This is a genomic window from Gulosibacter molinativorax (assembly GCF_003010915.2).
Classification (GTDB): Bacteria; Actinomycetota; Actinomycetes; order Actinomycetales; family Microbacteriaceae; genus Gulosibacter; species Gulosibacter molinativorax.
Map to the genome: position 1 here is coordinate 2569014 of NZ_CP028426.1, position 21953 is coordinate 2590966.

Annotated in this window: 17 protein-coding genes; 3 read left to right on the forward strand and 14 right to left on the reverse strand. The window is 63.7% G+C overall.

Features of this window, described 5'->3' with window-relative positions:
• Positions 1 to 67: 67 nt before the first annotated feature.
• Positions 68 to 1555 carry an MDR family MFS transporter gene (locus tag GMOLON4_RS11835; RefSeq protein ID WP_051266918.1) on the reverse strand — a complete coding sequence of 496 codons (1488 nt, stop codon included), beginning with the start codon at positions 1553 to 1555 and terminating at the stop codon, positions 68 to 70.
• A 109-nt stretch (positions 1556 to 1664) separates the two neighbouring features.
• Between GMOLON4_RS11835 and GMOLON4_RS11840 the strand changes: the two genes are divergently transcribed.
• Entirely contained in the window at positions 1665 to 2264 is a 600-nt protein-coding gene (locus GMOLON4_RS11840) for a TetR/AcrR family transcriptional regulator (RefSeq protein ID WP_169516515.1), read from the forward strand.
• Positions 2265 to 2466: 202 nt separating this feature from the next.
• On the opposite strand, the gene GMOLON4_RS11845 is transcribed toward GMOLON4_RS11840, so the two are convergent.
• Genes GMOLON4_RS11845 through mvk form a run of 6 tightly spaced genes read right to left on the reverse strand, consistent with a single transcriptional unit; the run spans position 2467 to position 8983 of the window.
• Positions 2467 to 3621 (reverse strand): hydroxymethylglutaryl-CoA synthase, encoded by a 1155-nt coding sequence (locus GMOLON4_RS11845; protein ID WP_026937107.1) that lies wholly within the window; start codon positions 3619 to 3621, stop codon positions 2467 to 2469.
• Between the two features lie 3 nt (positions 3622 to 3624).
• Positions 3625 to 4674 carry a hydroxymethylglutaryl-CoA reductase gene (locus GMOLON4_RS11850; RefSeq protein WP_026937106.1) on the reverse strand — a complete coding sequence of 350 codons (1050 nt, stop codon included), beginning with the start codon at positions 4672 to 4674 and terminating at the stop codon, positions 3625 to 3627.
• Positions 4671 to 5882: a type 2 isopentenyl-diphosphate Delta-isomerase gene (gene fni, locus GMOLON4_RS11855; protein ID WP_084147537.1), complete on the reverse strand. Its 1212-nt coding sequence runs from the start codon at positions 5880 to 5882 to the stop codon at positions 4671 to 4673. Before fni ends, GMOLON4_RS11850 begins: the two co-directional genes overlap by 4 nt.
• Positions 5875 to 7023, reverse strand: a complete 1149-nt coding sequence (locus tag GMOLON4_RS11860; protein ID WP_245575462.1) for a phosphomevalonate kinase — start codon at positions 7021 to 7023, stop codon at positions 5875 to 5877. The genes fni and GMOLON4_RS11860 overlap by 8 nt, the downstream gene beginning before the upstream one ends.
• Positions 7020 to 7988: a diphosphomevalonate decarboxylase gene (gene mvaD / locus GMOLON4_RS11865; protein WP_026937104.1), complete on the reverse strand. Its 969-nt coding sequence runs from the start codon at positions 7986 to 7988 to the stop codon at positions 7020 to 7022. The genes GMOLON4_RS11860 and mvaD overlap by 4 nt, the downstream gene beginning before the upstream one ends.
• Entirely contained in the window at positions 7985 to 8983 is a 999-nt protein-coding gene (mvk, locus tag GMOLON4_RS11870; protein ID WP_084147536.1) for a mevalonate kinase, read from the reverse strand. The genes mvaD and mvk overlap by 4 nt, the downstream gene beginning before the upstream one ends.
• Positions 8984 to 9300: 317 nt before the next feature.
• Between mvk and GMOLON4_RS11875 the strand changes: the two genes are divergently transcribed.
• Positions 9301 to 10203: an Lrp/AsnC family transcriptional regulator gene (locus tag GMOLON4_RS11875; protein WP_026937102.1), complete on the forward strand. Its 903-nt coding sequence runs from the start codon at positions 9301 to 9303 to the stop codon at positions 10201 to 10203.
• A gap of 12 nt (positions 10204 to 10215) precedes the next feature.
• Here the strand turns inward: GMOLON4_RS11875 and GMOLON4_RS11880 are convergent, their stop codons facing one another.
• Positions 10216 to 10950, reverse strand: a complete 735-nt coding sequence (locus tag GMOLON4_RS11880; protein ID WP_051266912.1) for a helix-turn-helix transcriptional regulator — start codon at positions 10948 to 10950, stop codon at positions 10216 to 10218.
• Positions 10951 to 11047: 97 nt separating this feature from the next.
• On the opposite strand from GMOLON4_RS11880, the gene GMOLON4_RS11885 reads away from it, so the two are divergent.
• The gene (locus tag GMOLON4_RS11885) at positions 11048 to 11500 is read left to right on the forward strand and encodes a hypothetical protein (protein ID WP_245575461.1); all 453 of its coding nucleotides are present in this window, start codon (positions 11048 to 11050) and stop codon (positions 11498 to 11500) included.
• 12 nt (positions 11501 to 11512) lie between these two features.
• Here GMOLON4_RS11885 and GMOLON4_RS11890 read toward each other — a convergent pair whose 3' ends face one another.
• The 6 genes from GMOLON4_RS11890 to GMOLON4_RS11915 form a co-directional block, all read right to left on the reverse strand.
• Positions 11513 to 14473, reverse strand: coding sequence for a type I restriction endonuclease subunit R (locus GMOLON4_RS11890; protein ID WP_265576752.1), 2961 nt, complete (start codon positions 14471 to 14473; stop codon positions 11513 to 11515).
• A gap of 10 nt (positions 14474 to 14483) precedes the next feature.
• Positions 14484 to 15599 carry an ImmA/IrrE family metallo-endopeptidase gene (locus tag GMOLON4_RS11895; protein WP_084147535.1) on the reverse strand — a complete coding sequence of 372 codons (1116 nt, stop codon included), beginning with the start codon at positions 15597 to 15599 and terminating at the stop codon, positions 14484 to 14486.
• Between the two features lie 31 nt (positions 15600 to 15630).
• Positions 15631 to 15927, reverse strand: coding sequence for a type II toxin-antitoxin system RelE/ParE family toxin (locus GMOLON4_RS11900; protein ID WP_026937100.1), 297 nt, complete (start codon positions 15925 to 15927; stop codon positions 15631 to 15633).
• A 51-nt stretch (positions 15928 to 15978) separates the two neighbouring features.
• Positions 15979 to 17238, reverse strand: a complete 1260-nt coding sequence (locus tag GMOLON4_RS11905) for a restriction endonuclease subunit S (RefSeq protein ID WP_146137509.1) — start codon at positions 17236 to 17238, stop codon at positions 15979 to 15981.
• 11 nt (positions 17239 to 17249) lie between these two features.
• On the reverse strand, positions 17250 to 19220 hold the full coding sequence (locus tag GMOLON4_RS11910; protein WP_026937099.1) for a type I restriction-modification system subunit M: 1971 nt from the start codon (positions 19218 to 19220) through the stop codon (positions 17250 to 17252).
• A 126-nt stretch (positions 19221 to 19346) separates the two neighbouring features.
• Entirely contained in the window at positions 19347 to 21908 is a 2562-nt protein-coding gene (locus GMOLON4_RS11915) for an excinuclease ABC subunit UvrA (RefSeq protein ID WP_026937098.1), read from the reverse strand.
• Positions 21909 to 21953: the final 45 nt, after the last annotated feature.

Genomic DNA, 21953 nt, shown 5'->3' on the forward strand with positions numbered 1-21953 from the left:
CTCAGACGTGCACAGTTTTCTCGAGGCACTCCTCATGAGCGTCTTGTTGGCTAGCAGCCGTTACCGGCTAGGCCGAGGTGCTGACCATCCCCGTTTCGGTGCGCTCGGGCGCACGAGTGGTGGATTCGACCACCTCAGGCTCGCGCTTCGCGCTCTTGATCGTGAACGAAAGAATTATCGCGACGACCGCGAGCACACCACCGACGATGAACGGTAGGCGGACCGCATCCTCAACTGTGCCGAAGATCGACTGGCCAATCCCAAACGCGGTGAGGAATAGCGCGGTTCCGACCGCACCCGCCAGCTGCTGCAGCGTGTTGACGATCGCGGATCCGTGACCGTACAGCTCGCTCGGCAGGGAGCCGAGCGAGTGCGTCATCATCGATGACATCACTAGCGCCATGCCCGCACCGAAAATGGTGTGGAACATGATCACGGTCCACAGCGCAGTGTCGGCACCGGAGGTCGCAAGGCCCCACTGGCCGATCGCCAAGAGGAACGTGCCCGGAATCACGAGCGGCTTCGGGCCGTGCTTGTCGTAGATGCGGCCGGCGATGGGCGAGATGACGGCCTGGATGAGACCGCCGGCGAGGAGCGAAAGCCCGACAGTCGCCGTGTTGAGGCCGAGGCCGTTCTCAAGGTAGATGGGCAGGACCACAGTCGAACCGAGCATGGTGCCGAATGCGATGCCGATGATGATCAGGCTGCGGCTGAAGGTGCCATTCTTGAACGGAGTGAGGTTGAGCAGTGGCGCGCCGCCGCTGCGGACGAGGGAGTTCTGGCGAACCACAAAGATCCACAGCGCGGCGATGCCCACCACGAGCGCGATGAGGGGCACGTAGTTACCCTCGCCGATCAACGAGATGCTGGAAACACCGTAGACGAAGCCGCCGAAGCCGATGACCGAAAGCAAGATGGACACGGCATCGAGGCGACCCGCCGGCTGACCCTTGCCACCCGGAAGCGCAAGCACGCCGACGAAGAATGCCACCACGGCAAACGCGAGCATGCCCCAGAAGAGTGCGTGCCACGACCACGCCTCAATGACGAGGCCGGCGACGGTAGGGCCAACCGCGGGACCAACCGAAATCACAACCGAGTTGAGCCCCATGATCGACCCACGGTGTTGTGCGGGGATGAGGCGTAGCGAGGTCGTCATCAACAGCGGCATGATCACCGCGGTGCCGAGCGCCTGCACGATACGGGCGAGCAGCATCGTCTCGAACGAGGTTGCAAGCGCTGCGATGAGCGTCCCGACCGCGAACAGCGCGATTGCCCAAAGGAACAGGGTTCTCGTGCCGAAGCGCTGCATCAGGTACCCAGTCAGCGGAATGCAGATCGCCATCGTGAGCAGGAACGCGGTGGTAAACCAGCCAGCTGACGCTGCAGAAATTGAGAAGTCGCTCATGAGCGACGGGAGCGCGACGGTGAGGACGGTTTCGTTGAGAATCATCACAAACGCGGCGATCGCCAAGGTGCCAATGATGGCAACGAGTCGCCCAGTGGAGTACACCGGGGCCGCTGATGTAGCCGAGTTCTGCTCGGTCTTTGTCATATGGGTCTTCCTTCAAGTTTTGCGAATACCCAAGTATGGCACGGTGTGACAGGTTGTCGTAAGATGACATTGCGAATTTTTTTGAAACGGACGTGAAACAATGACCGCCATGACCACCGACGGAACCTCGCTCACCGAACGCCGTCGCGCTCAAACCACCAATGAAATTCACCTTGCGGCGATGACCATCTTCGAGAAGCAGGGGGTGGATGCGACGACCGTCGCTGAGATTGCGGATGCAGCTGGCATTTCCTCGCGTACGTTCTTTCGCTACTTCGATAACAAGGAACACGCGGGTATCCCGGGACAGGTCGGGTTGCGGATGCGCGTCGAGAAGTTTGCGCCGATCGATGATTCGCCGAATCACGTGCTCAAACAGATCGAGTCACTGTTCGAATCGGAGATCGAATTCGCGGGGGATCTTGGCGAAGACTCCCTGCGCGTCGCAAAACTGGTCGCTGGTGAGCCGGCGCTTCGCGAGGAAGCGGCGGCTCAGTTGCAGCGCATCGCAAAATCTCTCGAGGCCCAGCTACGTGAACACTGCCCGTCACTCAACCGGTCCACCACGATACTGATCACGAATCTCGCGATCACGACGTGGCAGACCAGTTGGGAATCGCTCGGGCAGCGCTCCATTGCTGGCGAGCGCGTCTCCGCAATCGACAACTACCGTGAGCACTGCGAAATGCTGCGGAGCATCCTGCGCTAGCTGGGCATCGGCGCTAGCTGCGCACCTGCGCGAGCCGGGCATCCCACCGCCACAAGAAAAAGTGCACGTATGAGCAGACGCGCCGGCGTGTCGCCGCGTGTCACGCTCATACGTGCACAATTTTCGAGCGGTGGGTGCGGGGAGGGGACCTCCCCAGGCGGAGCAGCCCAACATGGGCGCCCCACCAGAAACTACGCAGCCCCTAGCTGTTCGCCTCGTACTGGCGCGCGCCGCCGCGGATGCCCGCGAAGCGGTACGGCGCGTTGGTCACGCGCGGATTCTCGACGTCCACGCCGCTCGGCAGCACCCGCTCGTGCAGCTCGACGTACTCGTCGAACGTGATCACGTTGCGCGCGGCGAGCTCAGACTGAATCGGCTCAGTGTGGATGTGGTCGCGATAGTCGTCGCGCACGACGCCGGTGAAGTACTCACCCGTGCTGCCGGAGCCGTAGCTGTAGAAACCGATGCGCTTGCCCGCGAGCTCCTCGTCATGGTGCATCAGCGAGATCAACGCCGAGTAGATCGACGCACCGTAGGTGTTGCCGAGTTCGCGGTTGTACACGAAGCTCGCTTCGAGCACGTCCTCCGGAAGCTCGGTGCCCGTGTGCTTCGCGAGCTCGCGGTGCCCCTTGCGCGCCATCTTCGTGAACGGCTGGTGGTAGAGGAAGCGATCGATCTCAGCCACCGAGTGACCGCCGCGGGCCTGGTAGTCGTCCCACGAGCCGGTCAGCGTATCGAGGTAGGCGGAGAGCGAGAGCGCGCCGTCGACCACCGCGGTGGTCGAGTCATTCGGGCGCCAGAAGTCGTCGACGTCAGCACTGTAGATGCCGGTCTCCGGCTCGATCTCGACGAGCGCCGGGTTCGCCGACACCAGCATTGCGACCGCGCCCGCGCCCTGGGTCGGTTCGCCCGAGCCCTCGAGCTCGTACTTCGCGATGTCGCTCATCACGATGAGCACCTTCGACTCGGGCTCGCGCGCGATCACGCCGAGCGCGCTCTGCAGCGCGACCGTGCCGGCGTAGCAGGCCTGCTTGATCTCGGCGACGCGCATGGCCTTCGGCAGCCCCAGCAGGCCGTGGATGAACATCCCGCCCGACTTCGACTGGTCGACGCCCGTTTCGGTTGCGAAAAGGAGCGAGCGGATGCCGTCGGTCCCGGTACGCTCGAGCAGTCGCGCGGCCGCGGTCGCACCCATCGTGATCGGATCTTCATCCGCCGCCGGAACGCTCATGCGCGTCTGGCCGAGGCCGATCTCGTACTTGGCGGGGTCGACACCGCGCACGCGCGCGAGCTCCGCAAGCTCCAGCACGTCGTGCGTCGCGACGAGCTCGATGTCATCAATTCCAATTGCAACCATTATTTAGTTCCTTTCCCCGCGCTCGAGCGCAACGTGTGACCGCATGAGCTCGCCGGGATTTGTCTGGGCGGCGAGGAGCGAGAGCTCGCCGCAAAGCACGGTGGCGGCGATCATGGCCGCAAGACGCCGTGCGTTGGCGCCGGGTTCGCGCGGTTCGCGGCAACCCAGCTTCTGAAGTGCATCCTCAACCTGCTCGAGGTCCTTGCCGTTTCCGACGGTGCCGACGATGAGGTGCGGGAGCGTGCACGAAAAATAGAGGCCCTCTTCGCGGTTCTCCGCGTAGACGATGCCCTGCGAGCCTTCGACGATGTTCGCGGCATCCTGGCCCGTCGCGAGGTAGAAGGCGAGGAGCATGTTCGCGAAGTGCGCGTTCGCCGAGCGCACGGCGCCCGCGATCGTCGAGCCCACGAGGTTCTTGCGCACGACGATGTCAGTGATCTGCTGCGCGGTGCTGCGCAGCTTCGACTCGACGATGTCGTGCGGAATCAGGATCTCGGCCACGACGCGCTTGCCGCGCCCGAGGATGCCGTTCACCGAGGTGGCCTTCTTGTCGGAGCAGAAGTTGCCCGAAACCGAGCCGTACTCGAGCCCGAGATCCCAAGACAGGATGAGGTTCATCAGCGAGTCGGCGGCCTGGGTGACCATGTTGTGGCCGGAGGCGTCGCCCGTCGTGAACGCGAAACGAATAAACAGCAGGTTGCCGACGATTTCCTCGTGGATCTCGATCAGCCTCGCGAAGCGGCTCTGGGCAGTTACGACCTCGTGCAGCTCGGCCTCGCGTTCGCGGATGCGCGACATCGCTTCGTAGGCATGGGCGGCATCGCGCGCAATAAAGAGGGATGAGCGGGTCATGCGTTCGTCGACGACGGTCGCGCGGATGCCGCCCTCGACCAGGCGCGAGACGCGCGCGCCGCGGCCGACCGACGGCCACAGCGGGGTCTCGTAGGTCGCAAGCGGTACCTTGATCTCTTCGTCGATCGCGTTGCCGCTGATGCGGATGGGACCTACCCAGCTCGACGGAATCCCGGTGACGAATTGTTCGTGCTTGCTCAACGTTTCTCCTCGGTGCTGGTAACTCCGGTGTTGGAAACACCGGTGCTGGTCGCGCGCGCGTCGCTGCGGTGCGACAGCACCGTGACATCGATGCCGCGCAGGGTGGCAAATTCGTGGAGGCGGCCGCGCACGAGCAGGTCGGTCGTGGCGAGCTCGCGCGGGGATGCGGCCCCCAGCATCGCGTGCAGCATGCGGATCTGCTCGAGCCAGCTGGCGATCTCGGCGGTTAGATCCTCAGGCGTGCCCTCGAGTGCGGGCAGCAGGAACGGCCCTGCGACGCCGACGGCGCGCGCGCCGAGCGCGAGGGCCTTGACCACGTCGAGGGGATGCCGCACCCCGCCCGACGCGAGCAGGTTCGGGAAGTGGGTCGGCGCATCCAGCAGGCAGGCCGCCGCCGACTGGCCGAAGCTGCCGAGGTACCCAAACGCATCCCCGCCGCGCGCGCTCTCGATGCGGGCAAAGTTCGTGCCGCCCGAGCCCGAGACGTCGGCGATGTGCACGCCGACCTCGCGCAGCTGCTGCAGCGTGCGGCGGCTCAGGCCGAAGCCGACTTCCTTGACGATGACGGGTACCGAGGTCGCGGCGACCGTGCGTTCCACCCCACGCAGCCAGTTGGAGAACTCGCGACTGCCCTCGGGCATGATCGTCTCCTGCACCGCGTTAAGGTGCAGCTGAAGGGCGTTCGCCTCGAGGAGGTCGACTGCGCGCTGGCCGTGATCGGCTGGGCGGCCCGCGCCGACGTTCGCCATCACGAAGCCGTTCGGGTTTTCCTCGCGGATGACGCGGAAGCTCGCAGCCGTGGACGGGTCGTCGATCGCGATGCCGACCGAGCCGGATGCGATGGGCACGTCGGTCTCGCGCGCCGCGATTGCGAGAGCGCGGTTGACGCGCATCGCAGTCTCGGCGCCGCCAGTCATGCCGTTGATGTAGAGCGGGGCCTGCCAGGTCCAGTCCGCAACCTTGGTGGTGAGGTCGACCGCGGCAACATTGATCGCGTCGAGCGCGTGGTGCAGGAACTCGAGGTCGTCGAACTCGCTCGGTCGCGGCGGATGCGCGGCGACTTCCGGCGCGGACGGCCGCGGGGTCTGTATCTCCCGTCGCTGCTCGGCGGCGAGACGGATGTGGTCTTCCTTGCGCGCCGAAGCACGCGCGACGGCGCGCTGGATTTCCGCGTTGGTCGGCGCGGACTTGGGTGAGGGGTTAGTCATTTGGGCCGCCCGCCTGTGGTTCTGCGTTCTGCGTGCCAACTGCCGGATACACGCCTAGGCCGAGCGGACGGACTCCCGCGGCCTCCCACTCGCGCAAGATTGCCTCGCGATCGGAGTCCGGACCGGCGAACACGATCCCGCAGTCTCCCCCACCGGCGCCCGACGGCTTCGCCGCGGCATCGTGGGATTCCGCGATCTCGCACAACGTGCGCAGCTTCTCGGTCTCGATCTGAATGCCGGTCCGTTCGCCGAGCCCCTGCAACAGAGTTCGGGCCGAGCGAACGAGCTCGAGGGTGCGCGAGGCGTCGTGCGCCTGCATCGCGGCGACCAGCGCATCCACGATCTCGCGACTGCGCGCGAGGAAATCCTCGTGGCTCGTCGACGCGATCGGTGTCTTCTTCTCGACCCGGTTGACGAGGCGCTCGGTGGATGCGGGCGAACCCGTCCAACCCACGAGCAGCTCAAGGGTCTGCGGCTCGGGAAGCTGCGTGACACTGAAGGTATCCCAGCCGGTCGAATCGAGGTTCGCCGAGACCGTCTCGTTGCGGTCGAGGTCGCGCAGCAGCGCATCCCGATCGGGCGAGGTGTAGCGAATCCAGCCGCCGAACGTGCTCGCGGCGAGGTCGCCGCCCGAGGAGCGCGGCGAAACGCGCGCGGTCGACAGCAGGGCGAGCTTGAAACGCTCGGTGGTGGTCAGGCCGAGCTCATAGAAGTCGCCTATCGCGGCGATCGTTGCCACGACGACCGCGGCGGACGAGCCGAGGCCGAACTTGCGGCCGCTCGAGTCGTCGAGCTCGCTCTCGATGTGCAGGTCAAAGTAGCGCGGTTCGCGGCCGCGCTCACCTCGCAGTCGCTCGGTGAGCGCGATTGCGGCCATGACGTAGTCGAAGGGCTGGTGCTCGAGCTGGATGCTGTCGTCGTCATCGCGGGTCCACACGACAGGGCGCAGGCCGTACTCGCTCGAGAACACGCGCCCAACATCATCGCTCGGGGTGAGATTGACGGTGAGGACGCGATCGACGGCGACGATCACCGAGGGCTCGCCCGGCTCAACCACGGCATATTCGCCCGCGATGTAGAGCTTGCCGGGTGCTTTCGTCTCGATTGCCGCGTGCTTATTGGTGGTCACTTGGCTGGTCACTGCGCCTCGCTGTCTGCAAGCAGCTCGGCACCGGGCCCGGGAGCCATGACGCGCACCTCGCCGAACTCCGCGAGCGCCTTGGCCACCGCATCCGCATCTTCGGGACGCGAGATCGCGACCACGTTGGGGCCCGCATCCGCGGTGCCGTAGGTCTCCATACCGGCGTCACGCAGCGCGCGAATGCGGTCGAAAATGGCGATACTCTGCGGCGCAAGGTAGCGAATCGGCGGGTCACAGGCCTGAATTGCGGCGTGCATCCGCATCGCGTTGGTCTCGGTGATGCGGCCAATGCGCGTGAAGTCGCCGTCGGCGCACGCCTCGATCATCGACTCGAGCGCCTCCTCGGTCGTCGTGATCCAGCCTTGGTGGTACGGCGAGGTGGCCGCGGTGCGCTTCATCGCCTCGCGACTCGAAACTTCCTTCTGGCGGGCCTGCACGACGACCACGATCATCCGCATGTCGGGAGCATCGATCGCCTCGGCGACGGAGGTCTCGTCGTCGCCCGCCCTCCACACGGCGAAGTGCGGGATGATCGACCGCGTTGCCGAGCCCGAGCCGCGGCGCGCGAGGCGGCTCACGTCGGCTGGCTCGAGCGAGAGGCCGTATGCCTTCGAGGTCGCGAGCGCGAGCGCGGCGAAGCCGGAGGCCGAGGATGCGAGGCCCGCTGCCGTGGGCCCCTCGTTCTTCGACCGCACGGCGGCGAACTCGCGCACGCCCGAGCGCTCCCGGACGAGGTCGAGGAACTCCGCGACGCGACGCAGCGGCTCGTCGGTGACGACCTCGCCGCCGAGCTCGAACGTGTCGGCGCTCGCATCCGGCTGCCGCTCGACGGTGGTGACGGTCGGGAAATCGTCGAGCGTCATCGACATGCTGCCGGTGAGCGGCAGCATGAGCGTCGAATCGCGCTTACCCCAGTACTTGACGAGCGCGATGTTGGGGTACGCGCGGGCCGTCGCCGTGGTCATCGAGTTGCCTCCAGGGTCATGGTCCAGACGTCGGCCGCGCCCGCGGCGCGCAGTGCGCTTGCGAGTGCGTCAGTTTCCTGCGGAGTTGCGGCAAGTGCGAGGATGCAGCCGCCGAGTCCGCCGCCCGTCATTTTAGCCCCCATGGCACCGGCGTTCAGCGCGGCGGTAACGAGGTCGTTGAGCTCAACCGAGCTCACGTCGATGCGCGTGAGAAGTCCGTGGGCCTCCGTCATGATCGTGCCAAGCGTGGGGGCGTCGCCCTTCGCGAGCGCGATGCGGGATGCGCCGGTCAGCTCCCCGAGTCGTTCGATCGCGCCAGCGGCCATATCGTGGTCAATTTCGTGCAGCGCGCGGACTCCCGCGAGGGCCTGCGCGGTGTAGCTCGGGCGGCCGGTATCTGCGATCACGAAGCCGAACGGTGCGCCGACGCGAATGTCGCTCGCTTTACCGCGCTCAAAGTAGACGGGCTGGTCTGAAATCACGGTGCGGGCATCGAGGCCGCTCGGGGTGCCGTGGGCGACGCGCTCGGCGGCCTGGATGAGCTCGTAGCGCTCGTCGAGGCTCCAGTTCAGGCCCGAGACGTTCGAGGCCGCATCCACAATCGCGCCCGCGACCGCGGCCGAAGAGCCAAGCCCGCGGCCCACCGGCACGGTGCTGCGGATAGTGACCCCGACCTGACCCTTCTTGAATCCCGCGGCCTCGGTCACCGCATCCACCGCCGCCAGCACTGGCGCGACTTCTTCGGGGGCGATGTCGGCGAGACCGACGTACAGGTCGCTGTCGATCCGGGCGGTGTCGAACAGTCGCAACGTCACCGCAGCCTCGACGCTGTTAACGGGAAGCGCGATGGCGGGCTGCCCATAGACCACCGCGTGCTCGCCGATCAGAATCACCTTGCCGTGCACGCGTCCCTCACCTTCCGCACGCACTGAGGGGGCGTCGGACAGACGCAGTGCTGCGGTGTGGAACGGGTTCGCGGGAAGGGAGTGAGTCATAGCAATTATGCGCGGTTACAGCGGGCTGTCATGCGGAGGCGGTCGTCCATCGGTCGTAACGAAACGCGCGGACGGGCACAGCCCATCCGCGCACGGTTAGGCGAAAGTTTACCGCGTGTTACTGGCTGCCGGTAGCCGTTGCGCCGTCGGCGAATCACTCCCCCCAGCGCGAAGCCGCTCACGGATCCCGGATGCGCGTCGAGCGCCATTCGTTTAGCAAGAATTCGGTATCCTTTTGACGCTCCCCCGCGCGCTCCGCATAGTCGGTCGAATCTGGCCCGCGCGTGGCGCGGTTCGCTCCACAGAGAGGTGTGATCATGGCCGTGTCCCGGATTGAGCTCGAAGGACGCCTCTTTGCGGCACTGAAGCGTGAACCGCGTGCCTCCGTGCTCGCCCTCGCCGAGTCAACCGGGTTCCCCCGTGCCGTGATCGCGAACCACCTGAAGGACCTTCAGCGATCGGGCTGCCTTCGCGTCATCGGGGCACTACACCCCAAGCTGACCGGCACACCAACCCTTGCGGCGATCGGGATCGCCGTCGCCGGACCGATCGCACCGGTGCTGGAATTCATCGCACCCATCGAGGAAGTGGTCTCCATTTCCACCATCACCGGGCTCTTTCCGATCGGCGTCGAGGTTCGAGTCACAACCCCGGATCATCTGCAGGCCGTCCTCGACCGCCTGCGGGCACATCCTTCGGTCGTCAAGATCGAAACCCGGATGTTTGGGCGGGTGATCAAGGGTCACTCCTCGCACAGCGTTCCCGATGAGATAGTCCTCGATGAGAAGGATAGTGGGCTCATCGAAGCGCTCGGCGAGGACGGTCGAACCTCGTGGCAAGAGCTCGCGGAGCGAGTGTCGCTGACACCGGCCGCAGCGCGAACCCGCGTTCGTCGACTCATCGACGCCAACGTGCTGCGCATCGTCGTGCTCGAACGCGGCGATCTTCACAGTCGCGGGATTGCACTCGTGGCAAACCTCGCGCTGCGTGGAGACAGCGAAGCCATTCTTGGGCAAATTGCCGAGGAGCTCGAGGTCGAATTCGCCGCAACCGAATTTGGTAAGGGCGACGGGATCCTCGTGATTCGTTCGCGATCGCAGGAATCCCTGTTTGCGCTCCTCGAACGCATCCGCGCGATTCCGGGCGTGATGGAAGTAGAGACGCGCACCTACCTCCATCACCACAAGGAAACCTCCACCGGCATCCCGCTCACGGTGTAACGCTTCGGGGAGCTAATCTGTCTCGGCGTCTGCGCCTCGATCCGGGCCTGTCGCGACCGGGCGGATTGCGACGCAGCATAGGCCCTCGGTCGGCTCGAGGGAGGCACGCGACCCCGCGCATCCGAGCCCGTCGAGCATGCCGCTCACGTAGGCCTCATTGATGCCGCACACGAGGTCGCGGTGCGTGCTCGAGAGGTCATGGAAGGGGCAATTGCGCAGACGAATCGCGTCCTCCGTTTGAATCGGCTCGTAGCCGTCGCTGGTGAGCGTCTCGATTATCGCTTCGGTCTCCTGGCGTTCCTTCTGTGCGGCGTCAGCCGGAGTGGCACCGGATGCACCCCGGCCGGTCTGTTCGCCGGCCTCGCGCGCGGTGTGTTGCAGCGCATCCTGAAGCTCTGGCGTCAGGCCCGCGTGCTCGATCGCGCTGGCAAGAATGCCGCCCACGAGCGCGTATCGACGCCCCGGGAGCGAGACCTCGACGGGTGTGTCGCCGCGCCGGTACACCTTCGCCGGCCGCCCAGCGCCGGGGCCGGTTTTTCCCGTGAGCCTTCGGTACTCGCTCTCGAGCAGGCCCTCCTGCACGAGCCGGTCGAGATGAAACTTCGCCTTGTGTGGCGGAATCTCGACCGCGTTGGCCACCTCCTCGCGGCCGACCGGATCGGGCTGGGCCACGACGTATTCGTACAGCGCGCGCCGAATCGGGTCGGCGAGGCTCCCGACAGCATTGATGGGATCGACGTTGGTCATGTCTCAACTCTATCGGACATTTACTTAACCACTAGAAGCAAATTGGGTCTATCATATAAATATCTAGCCGTTAGAAATTGATCTCAAAGGAGCGATCATGTCGAGCATCAACACGGACGTTGCGAACGTCTACGTCAAGTCGCACGTCCCCCTCTGGCAGGACGGGAACCGACTCGCTTTCGTCCTCCTGCGCACAGTCTTTACCGTCGCGCCGATCCTGTTCGGCCTCGATAAGTTCGTGCGCGTCCTCACGGACAACTGGGAGCGCTACCTCGCCGGCTGGATGGATGCGGTCATCCCCGGCGACGCCCACACCGCGATGCTGATCGTCGGGGCGGTCGAGATCGTCGCCGGCATCGTCGTCGCGATCATTCCTCGCTACGGCGGGCTGCTCGTCGCCGTCTGGCTCGCGGGCATCATCATGAGCCTCATCAGCGTCGGCGGCTACCTTGATATCGCGCTGCGCGACTTCGGCCTGCTGGTTGGCGCGCTCGCGCTGTCGGCCCTCGCCTTTGGCCACCGGAGGGAGGCGGTGCCTGTGCATCGATGAGCGCCGTGCTCACTACCTATGACAGCCTCGGAGCTCAGGCACTCTTCTTGTAAGTCGCTCTGAAGACCGCCTCTTCGAGCCATGCTTGAAGCTCTCGTTATCCTGGAAGGCCTTAAAGAGCTGCGTCTCGTCGGCGATCAGGCTGAACATGGCCTTGCTGAGCGCGCGGTCGCTTTCGACGCGAGCGTTCGTCGGGTCATTATTCGCCTGCGCATTCCGGTAGGCCTCATCTTGCGAGACAAGGCGAGGGATCTCCTCCGTGATGCGCTGCTGGATGCGGTCCGCATCCTCCCAGTCGATATTGCCGAAGTGCTCGTTGAAGCTCTTCACAATCGCCGAGAGCCGCTCTAGCTCGGGGTCCGAGCCGAGGCCGCCACCCGTCGCCGGAACAGGCTCGAGCACTCCGTCCTCGTCCTCGAGGACGATCTGCATCGCGACAGCCTTCTCGGCTCGATACGATTCGAGGTCGATGTTCTCGAGGATGCCGAAGCTCAGGTCTTCCTCTCGAGGCGCGGGCAGCCTCGGCACCAGGTTGTCGAGAAAGATCGAACGCTTCTCCCATTCCACGCTGCCGTACGGAAGCACCGTGGAGAGGAAGTTGTAGGTGCGCAGGAATGCTTTGGCATCACCCTTGAACTTCACCTGGTCCTCTTCGTCGAGCAACTCAGAGTATTCCGTGACCGATGCATCCAAGATCGAGTAGAGCTCAGCGACATCAACACCGGCGAGATACCGCTCGACGAACTCATCAACTTGCTCAGTCGTGTAGACGCCGAAGCCATCGAGATCGTTGATGAGATCGTGCAGCTTATTGGCGTCTGTCTCTTGCGACAGCACCGTAGTGCGGTAGTACGGGTCGAAGGCGCGCTTGATGGCTTCGGCATCGTTCGCGAAGTCGAGCACGAAGGTGTCGCGCTTGGCGGGATGCGCCCGGTTCAGTCGCGAGAGGGTCTGGACAGCGAGCACGTCCGAGAGGGTCTTATCGACGTACATGGTGTGCAGGAGCGGTTCGTCGTAGCCTGTCTGGAATTTGTTGGCCACGACGAGGATGCGGAACGGGTCTTGCTGAATCTTCTCCGCGATGGCCCTCGAAGGGAATCCGTTCAAGCTTGCTTCGGTGACATTGTCGCCGAGGTACTCGTGCTCCCCCGAGAATGCCACGACGGCCTTGTAGGGGCTCTTCCGTTCGGCGAGCGCATCCCGGACCGCGTGAAAATACTGGATGCAGCGATCGATCGATGAGGTCACGATCATTGCCCGCGCCTGGCCACCGACCTTCTGCTTGGCGATGACCTGATCGAGGAAGTGCTCGACCATGATCGCGGATTTCTGCGCAATCGCGTGTTCGTTGCCTTCCACATACGCTCGCAGCTTCTTGGATGCGCGTTTGGCGTCGAACTCGGGGTCGTCCGCAACGGTTTTCATCAGCCGGTAATAGCTTCCGACCGGAGTGTAGTTTGCCAGCACATCCATGATGAAGCCCTCTTGAATGGCTTGCTTCATCGTGTAGCTGTGGAACGGCTCGTACCCAATGCTGCCGTCGAGCCGGGCAACCGGGTTGCCGAACATCTGCAGCGTCTTGTTTTTCGGGGTCGCAGTGAAGGCGAAGTAGCTCGCGTTCGAGAGCATTTTCTTGCCCTCGATGATCGCGTTGATCTCGTCCTCGAAGGTAACTTCTTCGTCATCCGCGGATTCGATACCAGCCAGAGCGCGGGAGACGGCCGCGGAGGTCTTCGTTCCTTGCGAAGAGTGTGCCTCGTCGATGATGATCGCGAAGGTGCGATCGCGGTGCTCGGTCCCGATGTCGTCGAGGATGTAGGGGAACTTTTGCACGGTCGTGATAATGATCTTCTTGCCGGCGGTGATTGCGCGACGGAGATCTCCCGAGCGGTCGGCGTGCATCACGGTCGAACCGACCTGCAGGAAGGACTTGATGGTCTGCGTGAGCTGATTGTCGAGGATGATGCGGTCGGTCACGACGATGATCGAGTCGAACGCGATCTTGCCCCCGTGGGTCGTTTCGGTGAGCTGGTGGGTGAGCCACGCGATCGAGTTCGATTTGCCGCTCCCGGCGGAGTGCTGGATGAGGTAGCGCTGCCCGGCGCCGTTTGCGGCGACGTCAGCGAGCAGCTTCCGGACGACGTCGAGCTGGTGGTACCGCGGGAAGATCGCCTTGCGCGTTTTCTTGCCGGTCCTGGGGTTTCGCTCCTCGACGATCTGCGCGTAGTTTTCGATGATCCCGGCCAAGCTTTTCGGTGCAATGATGCGTCGCCACAGGTAGTCGGTCTGGATGCCCATGGGGTTCGGCGGGTTTCCGGCACCATCGTTGTATCCCTGGTCAAACGGCAGGAACCAGGATGCTTTGCCCTTCAACTGGGTGCTGAATTTCACCCGCTGGTCGTCGAGCGCGAAGTGGGCAATGGTTCGTCCAAACCCGAAGAGCGGGTCGCGAGGGTCCCGATCACGTTGGTATTGCTGCACCGCGTCGTCAACGGTCTGCTTGGTAATGCTGTTCTTGAGTTCGAAGGTGAACACCGGCAGGCCGTTGACGGAAGCGACGAGGTCAATGGCGTCGCCGGGTTTGCTGATGCTGTGGTGGACCTGGCGGGTGATGGTGTAGCGGTTCGCGGCGAACTTCGCTGCGGCGTCGGCGTTGCCGTCGGTGGGCGTCGGATAGTAGAGGTCCACGTGATTCCCGAGGTGTTCGACGCCGTTCCGGAGCAAGTGCACGATGCCGCGCTTCGTTATTTCGCCCTGAAGTCGGGCGAGGAACTTATGGCGGGTTGGCGATTCTTCGCCGAGCCCGAGCGGCTCGACGAGGCTTGGCTGGGTCGCGGCAATAAATGCGGCGAACTCGGTGAGATCGAGCGCGTAGGAGGCGTCGAAGTCGGCAGCTCGGCCTTCGTTCCAGCCGCCGGCAGTCATCTGCTCGACGATGACCGCCTCGAGGTTCTCTTCATTGAGTCGCCGCACGCCTATTCCCCTAGTTGTTCGCCGCGTCTGTACCCGCCGAGCGTGAACTCGCCGAGTCCGAATCTGCGGAGCCCGAATCCCAGTTCAGCGTAACTTTCAGTTGCTGACCCCACGCGTAATCCTCCGTGATGCGCTGCGCCTGGCCGAGGACGATGCTCGGCGCGATGCCGAGTTCGGCCGCGAGCTCACGCACCGCGTCGATGTTGCGGCCGCTCGGGAGCCGATCACGATACTGCGCGGGTACGAGCGTCAGAGCCGCGAATTCGTCGGCCTCGGTTTCTGCGCCGTCGCCAACGCCATGCAGAAAGAGGGTGTTGTGGCCGTGCAACAGCACGTGCCCGAGTTCGTGAAAGAGCGTGAACCAGAGCTGGTCGTCTTTCTTTCCGCGCACGGAAAGTTGCATGACCGGGTGGCCCTGTATCCAGCGGGTGGCACCGTCAACGCCAAAGCCTGGGATGGGTGGGATGAGACTCAAGGCAACGCCGACCTCCCTGAGGAGCGCCTTGGCGTCGGCAATGGCAGCGACAGGATTCGGTTCCGCGGTGAACGTGCGGAGCCGCGGAATGAGTGCTTGAAGTGCGGCCTCGTCGTAGTCGGGAAGGTCGTCGAGGCCTGCCTGAAGCTCGCCGAGGGCGAGCCAGATGGCCTGCTCGTGCGACTTGTCGTTCTTGAGCGTGGCCTTGCGGTAGGCCACTTTGGAGTGCACCCAAGTGTTGTCGAATGCGTCCAGGTGACCGATTCGTAGAATCGAGAGCAGTCCACGGACATTGCCCGCCTTGTCATGCGCCGACGCTTCGATGAATCCCCACCTTCGCAGGTAAGAGAGCGGAAATTGCTTCGCCTGGTCGTACTGTGCCTTCAGCTTGTCGTCTTCCGCGAGGCGCGCGAGGTCTTCACGGAAGGTGGCTTCGAATCGATTCCAGATTCGGGCCGGGATGCCCGTCACCCGCTCGAGGCCGAGGGCGACCGTTGCGGAGAGCGGCGCCTTGCCTGCGAGCAGTTCCGAGACGTGCTTCGGTGTCACGCCGAGACGGCGAGCGAGTTCCGCGGCGTTGATGCCCTGATCATCGAGCCATTCGGCAATGTGCTCGCCTGGAGCAACGGCGTAGTTAGGTAATGCGGTCATGGCGATGCTCCTTTCTTGAAGGGCGTGGTCGTTACCGTTTGTGGTAGTCGGTGATTTCGATGACGAGTACGGTGATGGCCCCGTCGTCAGGGCTCACGATGAGTCGCCAGTTTGCGGTCAATCGCCCTGACCACTGGCCAGCTCGATCGCCCTTCAGCTCCTCCCACCTGCCGGCAAAGAAGAGAAGGTCGCTCATCTCAGCGGCGTTACGCAGTTCATCGAGCCGAAGGCGTAGGGCTTTGGCCACCTGCGCGCCGAGTTTGCGTTGCATATGACGCGCGTCGGTGCAGCGACGCTCCAGCTCGTTGTCCGCGTAGCGCAGTTCCATCGTGTTACCTAAATCGTAACACTCAACGTCACACGCGGATAGATCGAGTCGCTACACATCGGCAGTCTCCAAGGCTTCGATCAATTCGTCGTCAGAATCACTGACGAGATCAGCGACCGCTTCGGGGGCATCGGGGAGTGTAGCCGCGATTGCCCGAACGTCGACCTGTCCTGTTACGACGTCGGCGACTAGGCGAGTTCGAAACTCTTGGAGGAGATCGGTTTCCCGGTTGGATCTACGAACAAGCCGGTCAATGTCAACATTCTCGCGTTCGATTTCACCTACCATTAGTTGCTGTACTTGTCGAGGTGGAACTGCGATGGGTATATCGAAAAGATCTTTTCGGTCAATTCCTGGAACTGCAGACTTGCCTGAGTACTTTGACTTCCCGATCGAGCGCAACGTCCAATAACACCACATCGGATCATTACCTTGAAAGTCTGTAACGAATAGGGATGTGTTGTGGGGCCAAAAATCGGACTCGACGAAGAAAACCGCGTCTGTCGAACCATACCTACCCATGACCACACCAGGCCCCGATGCCCGCGGCTCATCGTGCGTCCCAATGACACCACCGGAAGAAATAACTGGGAATGCACCGGGTCGACGCTTATCTGCAGGAAGGTCGTAACCACGCTGGAGTCGAGTAACCCACTTCAAACGCTTAGTCGTCCAGCCTTGAATCGTCACCGAAGAAGTTTCTCCAAGTGTTAGACGACCAGCAAGAATGTCACGGACGACTTTCCCCCTCTGCTCTTCAAGGAGGGCGATGAGGCGGCGCTTGGCGGTGATGGCCTTGTCGATGCGGGCGTTCGCGTGGGCGAGGTACTTCACGATCGCTGCCTGCTCGTCCTGGGACGGCAGGATCACCTCGATGTTGCGCATGCGAGGAATATCGAGATCCCATTGTCCAATCCGAACACCATCAGACGCAGCAGCGAATTTGGCGACAAACGGCTTACTTCGTAATAGATACTCACCGAACTTGAGATTCGCAAACTCTGCTTCAAACACGAAGTATGCGGGGCTGACTATCCCGTCAACAGGAGCGAGCCCAAGAGAACCCTGCCACGCCTTCATCTTGTTGATGACAAGGTCGCCTTCGCGCGCGACTTTGTAATTGCTGAGGTCCTCCGGGATCACATTGTGATTGGCATCATCCTTTGACCGTACGAACACTCCGCGTTCCCTTGCCACAGTGAGCAGCGGCAGATCCGGGCGATTTCGCTCACTCCGAGGCGTGAGTATCGAGCGCAGAGACCGCTTCTGCCAACCGTCACCCGCTCTATCGCTTCTTGGAAGAGAAAACATTCGAGATCCCATCAGTGATCACCAGCGATCTCAGCAATGAGGTCTTCGGTTTCTGCCTCCAGCGCGCGGATATCGGCCTGAATCTCGGCGAGCGTGCGCATCGGCGCGGGCTTATAGAAGTGTCGGGTGAAGGAGATCTCATAGCCGACCTTTGTTTTCGAGTCGTCGATCCACGCATCCGGAGCGTACGGTTCGACCTCGCGACGGAAGAACGCCTCAACGCCGTCGGCGTAGTCTCCCGAAGGCTCGGTCAGCGGCACCTGCTCGGTATCGCGCAACTCAGTGTCGGGCTCGTATTCGACCACGCGCATCCGGCCACCTACCTCGGCCTCGTAACGTCCATACAGAGGGTCCATAGTCGCCGCAAACGGCAGCGCTTTCCTGATGACCGGCGGCGCAGACTCGTCGCGAACCCCGTGTTCCTTGAGTTGCTTGATTTCTTTGGCCGAATACACTCTGTTCGGGTCGATGCCCGCGATGCGCAGCGGACGCTCAACCGTGATCTTGGTGTAGCCGAAGTCGACGCCATCGAAGACCTTCGAATGATCGGGATCGTCGTACGCCTCGAACGCGTTGAAGGCTTCCAGCACCTTGTCAGCATCCGACTGCGTAACTTCCACGCCTTTCTCCCCGAGGTTTTTCCGCAACGGCGTGAACCAGTCGGTGGCATTGATGAGCTGCACCTTGCCCTTGCGGCGCTCCTCCTTGCGGTTCGAAAGCACCCACACGTAGGTTGCGATACCGGTGTTGTAGAACATCTTCAGCGGGAGCGCGACGATCGCTTCCAGCCAGTCGTTCTCGATGATCCAGCGGCGGATATTGCTCTCACCCTGGCCAGCATCCCCCGTAAACAGCGACGAGCCGTTATGCACGGACGCGATCCGCGAACCCAGCTCCGTGCTCTGCTTCATCTTCGCGATCAGGTTCACCAGGAACATCAGCTGGCCATCGCTGCTGCGAGTCACAAGCGAGTATTCCGGATCACCATTGTGCTCAACGACGAAGCGCGGGTCGATGATGCGCTTCGCCCCGCCAAGACGCTCCTGGTCGGTCTTCCAGCTCTTGCCGTACGGCGGATTCGAGAGCATGAAGTCGAACTCTTGACCCGCAAACGCATCGTTCGAGAGCGTCGAGTATTCCGGCCCACCCTTGATGTTGTCGGCCGCGTCGCCGTCACCCTTCAGGATCAGGTCGGCCTTCGCGATCGCGTACGTCTCGGCGTTGATCTCCTGGCCGTACAGGTGCGTAGAGACCTTCTTACCCTTCGGCTCCGTGAGGTGCCGCAGCGTCTCTTCGGCAACCGTGAGCATCCCGCCAGTACCCATGGCACCGTCGTACAGCCGATAGGTACCCGAGGGAATCGCATCCGCGACTGGCTCGAACATGAGTCGAGTCATGAGGCGAACCGCGTCACGCGGGGTCCAGTGCTCACCCGCCTCTTCGTTGTTTTCTTCATTGAATTTCCGGACGAGCTCCTCGAACACCGTGCCCATGCCATGGTTGTCGATGCCATTCGGAGACAAGTCGAGGTCTGGCTGTAGGAATTTCTCGATGAGCGACCCGAGCGCATCCGCCTTCGTGAGCCGCGGCAGCTGGTGGCGCAACTCGAAGTTGTCGATGATTTCTTGCACATTCGGGGAGAAGCCGTCGAGGTACGCCTCGAAATCTTGGCGCAAGCGCGTGGCGTTTGCCCGATTACGAAGGTCCTTGAGCGTGAATCCTGACGTGTTGTAAAAATGCTGACCAGCCGCGGCCCGCAGCGGCCCATCCTGATTCGCGATGCCAGCGTCGTCGAGCTTCGCCTTCATGTTCATCACCGCATCACGGGTCGGCTCAAGCACGCTGTCGAGTCGGCGAATGACCGTGAACGGCAGGATCACATCCCGGTATTTACCCCGCACGTACAAGTCACGCAGCACATCATCCGCGATACCCCAAATGAGCGAGACGATACGTGCGTGATCGATCGAGGTATTCGGCAATTGCTGTCCTTCAGTCCTATTGGCTCACTGCTATGGCTGGTCGCGACGACGATCCATAACTCTCATCACGAGTTCGAAGGCGACGGCACCCTCAGTGAGAAGCTAATCGTCGCCTCCGACATTGTCTCAAGTTCGCGCCAGGTGCCGAGCCAAGTAGTTGCCCGTGATGGATGCGTCGTTCGCGGCGACCTCATCGGGTGTGCCCGTCGCGACGATGCGGCCACCGTCCTGACCGCCTCCGGGCCCGAGGTCGACAATGTAGTCGGCATTCGCGACGACGTCGAGGTCATGCTCGATCACGACGACCGTGCCGCCCCGCTCCGTGAGTCGCTCGAGCACCCGCAACAGCGTGCGCACGTCGAGCGGATGCAGGCCCACGCTCGGCTCGTCGAGCACGAAGAGCGCATCCGACTGGTCCTTATTCATCTGGCTCACAAGCTTGAGCCGCTGCGCCTCGCCGCCCGAGAGCGCGGGGGTCGCCTCCCCAAGCGTGAGGTAGCCGAGGCCGAGCTCATCGAGACCCTTGAGCCGCTTCTGCACCCGGGAGAGGTCGGCCGTGTGAGATAGGGCCTCGCGAACCGTGCATCCGAGGAGCTGCGGCAGCGTGATGCCATCGCGCTCGTACCGTTCGGCCTGCGGCGCGAAGCGGCTGCCGTGGCACTCCGGGCATTCGATGTCGACGTCCGGCAGGAACTGGATGTCGAGCGAGACCTGCCCCGTGCCCTCGCAGCGCGGGCATGCGAGCGAGCCGGTGTTATACGAGAAGTCGGATGCGGTGAGCCCGTCTTCTCGGGCCCGCTCGGTCGCCGCGAACACCTTGCGCAGCTCATCCATCACGCCGGAGTAGGTCGCGACCGTCGAGCGCACGTTGAGGCCGATCGGGGTCGCGTCGACGACCTGGACGCGTAGGCCCGCCGGGGCATCGAGCGCGCGGACGTGATCGGGCAGTTTCGCGTCCTCGCGTGCATCCTGGACCGTGCTGTTCGCCTTGGCCGAGCTTTTCGCTTGAGCAACGCTGCGCGCCTGGGCAACACTGCGCGCCTGCACCGCCGGCACGAGCGAATCGAGAATCAGCGTGCTCTTTCCCGAACCCGAGACGCCGGTGATCGCGGTGAGCCGCCCCATGGGTATGTCGAGCGACAGCGGATGCACCGTGTGGATCGCCTCTGTCTCCAGGTGGATCGTGCCCAGGGCGAATACCTCGTCGGCCGCCGCCCGCTCGCGGATCACGACCGGTTCATCCCCAGTGAGGAAGCCCGCGAGGAGCGAGCCGCCGTCGAGGCCGACAGGTTCACCCTCCGCGATGACCGTGCCGCCCTCGGTGCCCGAGCCCGGTCCGATCTCGATGAGCCAGTCGGCCTCGCGCAGAATCTGCACGTCGTGGTCCACGAACACCACGGAGTTGCCGTCGGCGAGCAGGTCGCGCATGACGCCGATGAGGCCGTCGACGTTCGCGGGATGCAGGCCGATCGACGGCTCGTCGAGGACGTAGAGCACTCCGGTGGTGCGATTTCGCACGCTGCGCGCGAGCTGGGCGCGCTGTCGTTCACCGGTCGAGAGCGTCGAGCCCGCGCGGTCCAGCGCGAGGTACCCGAGCCCGAGCTCGATGAGCCGGCGGGCCATCCCTTCGAACGTGTCGATCAGGGCGGCCGCCATTTCCTGCATCGACCCGGGCAGCGCATCCGCGACCGTCGGCACCCACGCGAGCACGTCCTCGAGCGGCAGCGCCGAAATCTCGGCGAGGTTCTGGCCGTGGATTTCCGGCGCGCGGGCGGCCGGGCTCAACCGGCTGCCGCCGCACTCGGGGCACGTGCCCTCGCGCAGGAAGCGGCTCACCTTCGCGAGCCGCTTGTCGGTATCCGCGCGCTTGAGCTCCTCCGTGACGGTGAGCCGGGCGTTTCGGAAAGTGAAGTCGAGCTCGTGGATGCCCTTCTTCGACGTGACCGTGATGTGCTTCTTTTCCTCGGGCCCGTCGAAGACGATCTCGCGTTCGTCGTCGGTCAGCTCGCGCCACGGCACGTCGGTGCGCACGCCGAATTCCCGGACGATGTCGGGCTGCACGTTGAAGCCGAAGACCTGCCAGGGCAGCACCGCACCCTCGTCGATCGTCTTCGACTCGTCCGGCACGAGCGCGGCGTCGTCCACCGTGCGCACCACACCGATGCCCTGGCACCGCGGGCACGCCCCGCCCGAGTTGAACGCAAGCGCCTCGGCGCCGGGTGGATGCACTGTCTCGCCACAGGTCGGGCACGCGAACGGCACCTCGGCCGCGACATCGATGGTTGGCGGCACGCGGTGGCCGTTTGGGCAGAGGTGGGATGCGAGCCGCGAGAACATGAGTCGGAGCACGTTGAGCAGCTCGGTCGAGGTGCCGAAAGTCGAGCGGACGTCTGGTACGCCCGGTCGCTGGCGCAGCGCGAGTGCGGCCGGCACGTGCTCGACAGAGTCGACCGCCGCCCGCGGTGACTGCGCCATGCGGCGACGCGTATAGGTCGAGAGTGCCTCGAGGTAGCGCCGTGAGCCCTCCGCGTACAGCACCCCGAGTGCGAGCGAGGATTTCCCTGAGCCCGAGACTCCGGCGATCCCGACCAGCCGCTGGAGCGGCACATCCACATCCACCGACTTGAGGTTGTGCACCCGCGCGTCCCGCACGCGAATGTGCTCGGGCATCGTGGAGATCAGCGACATGCCTCGAGCCTAATTGCAGCTCCCACAAGCGCAACTACGCCATTC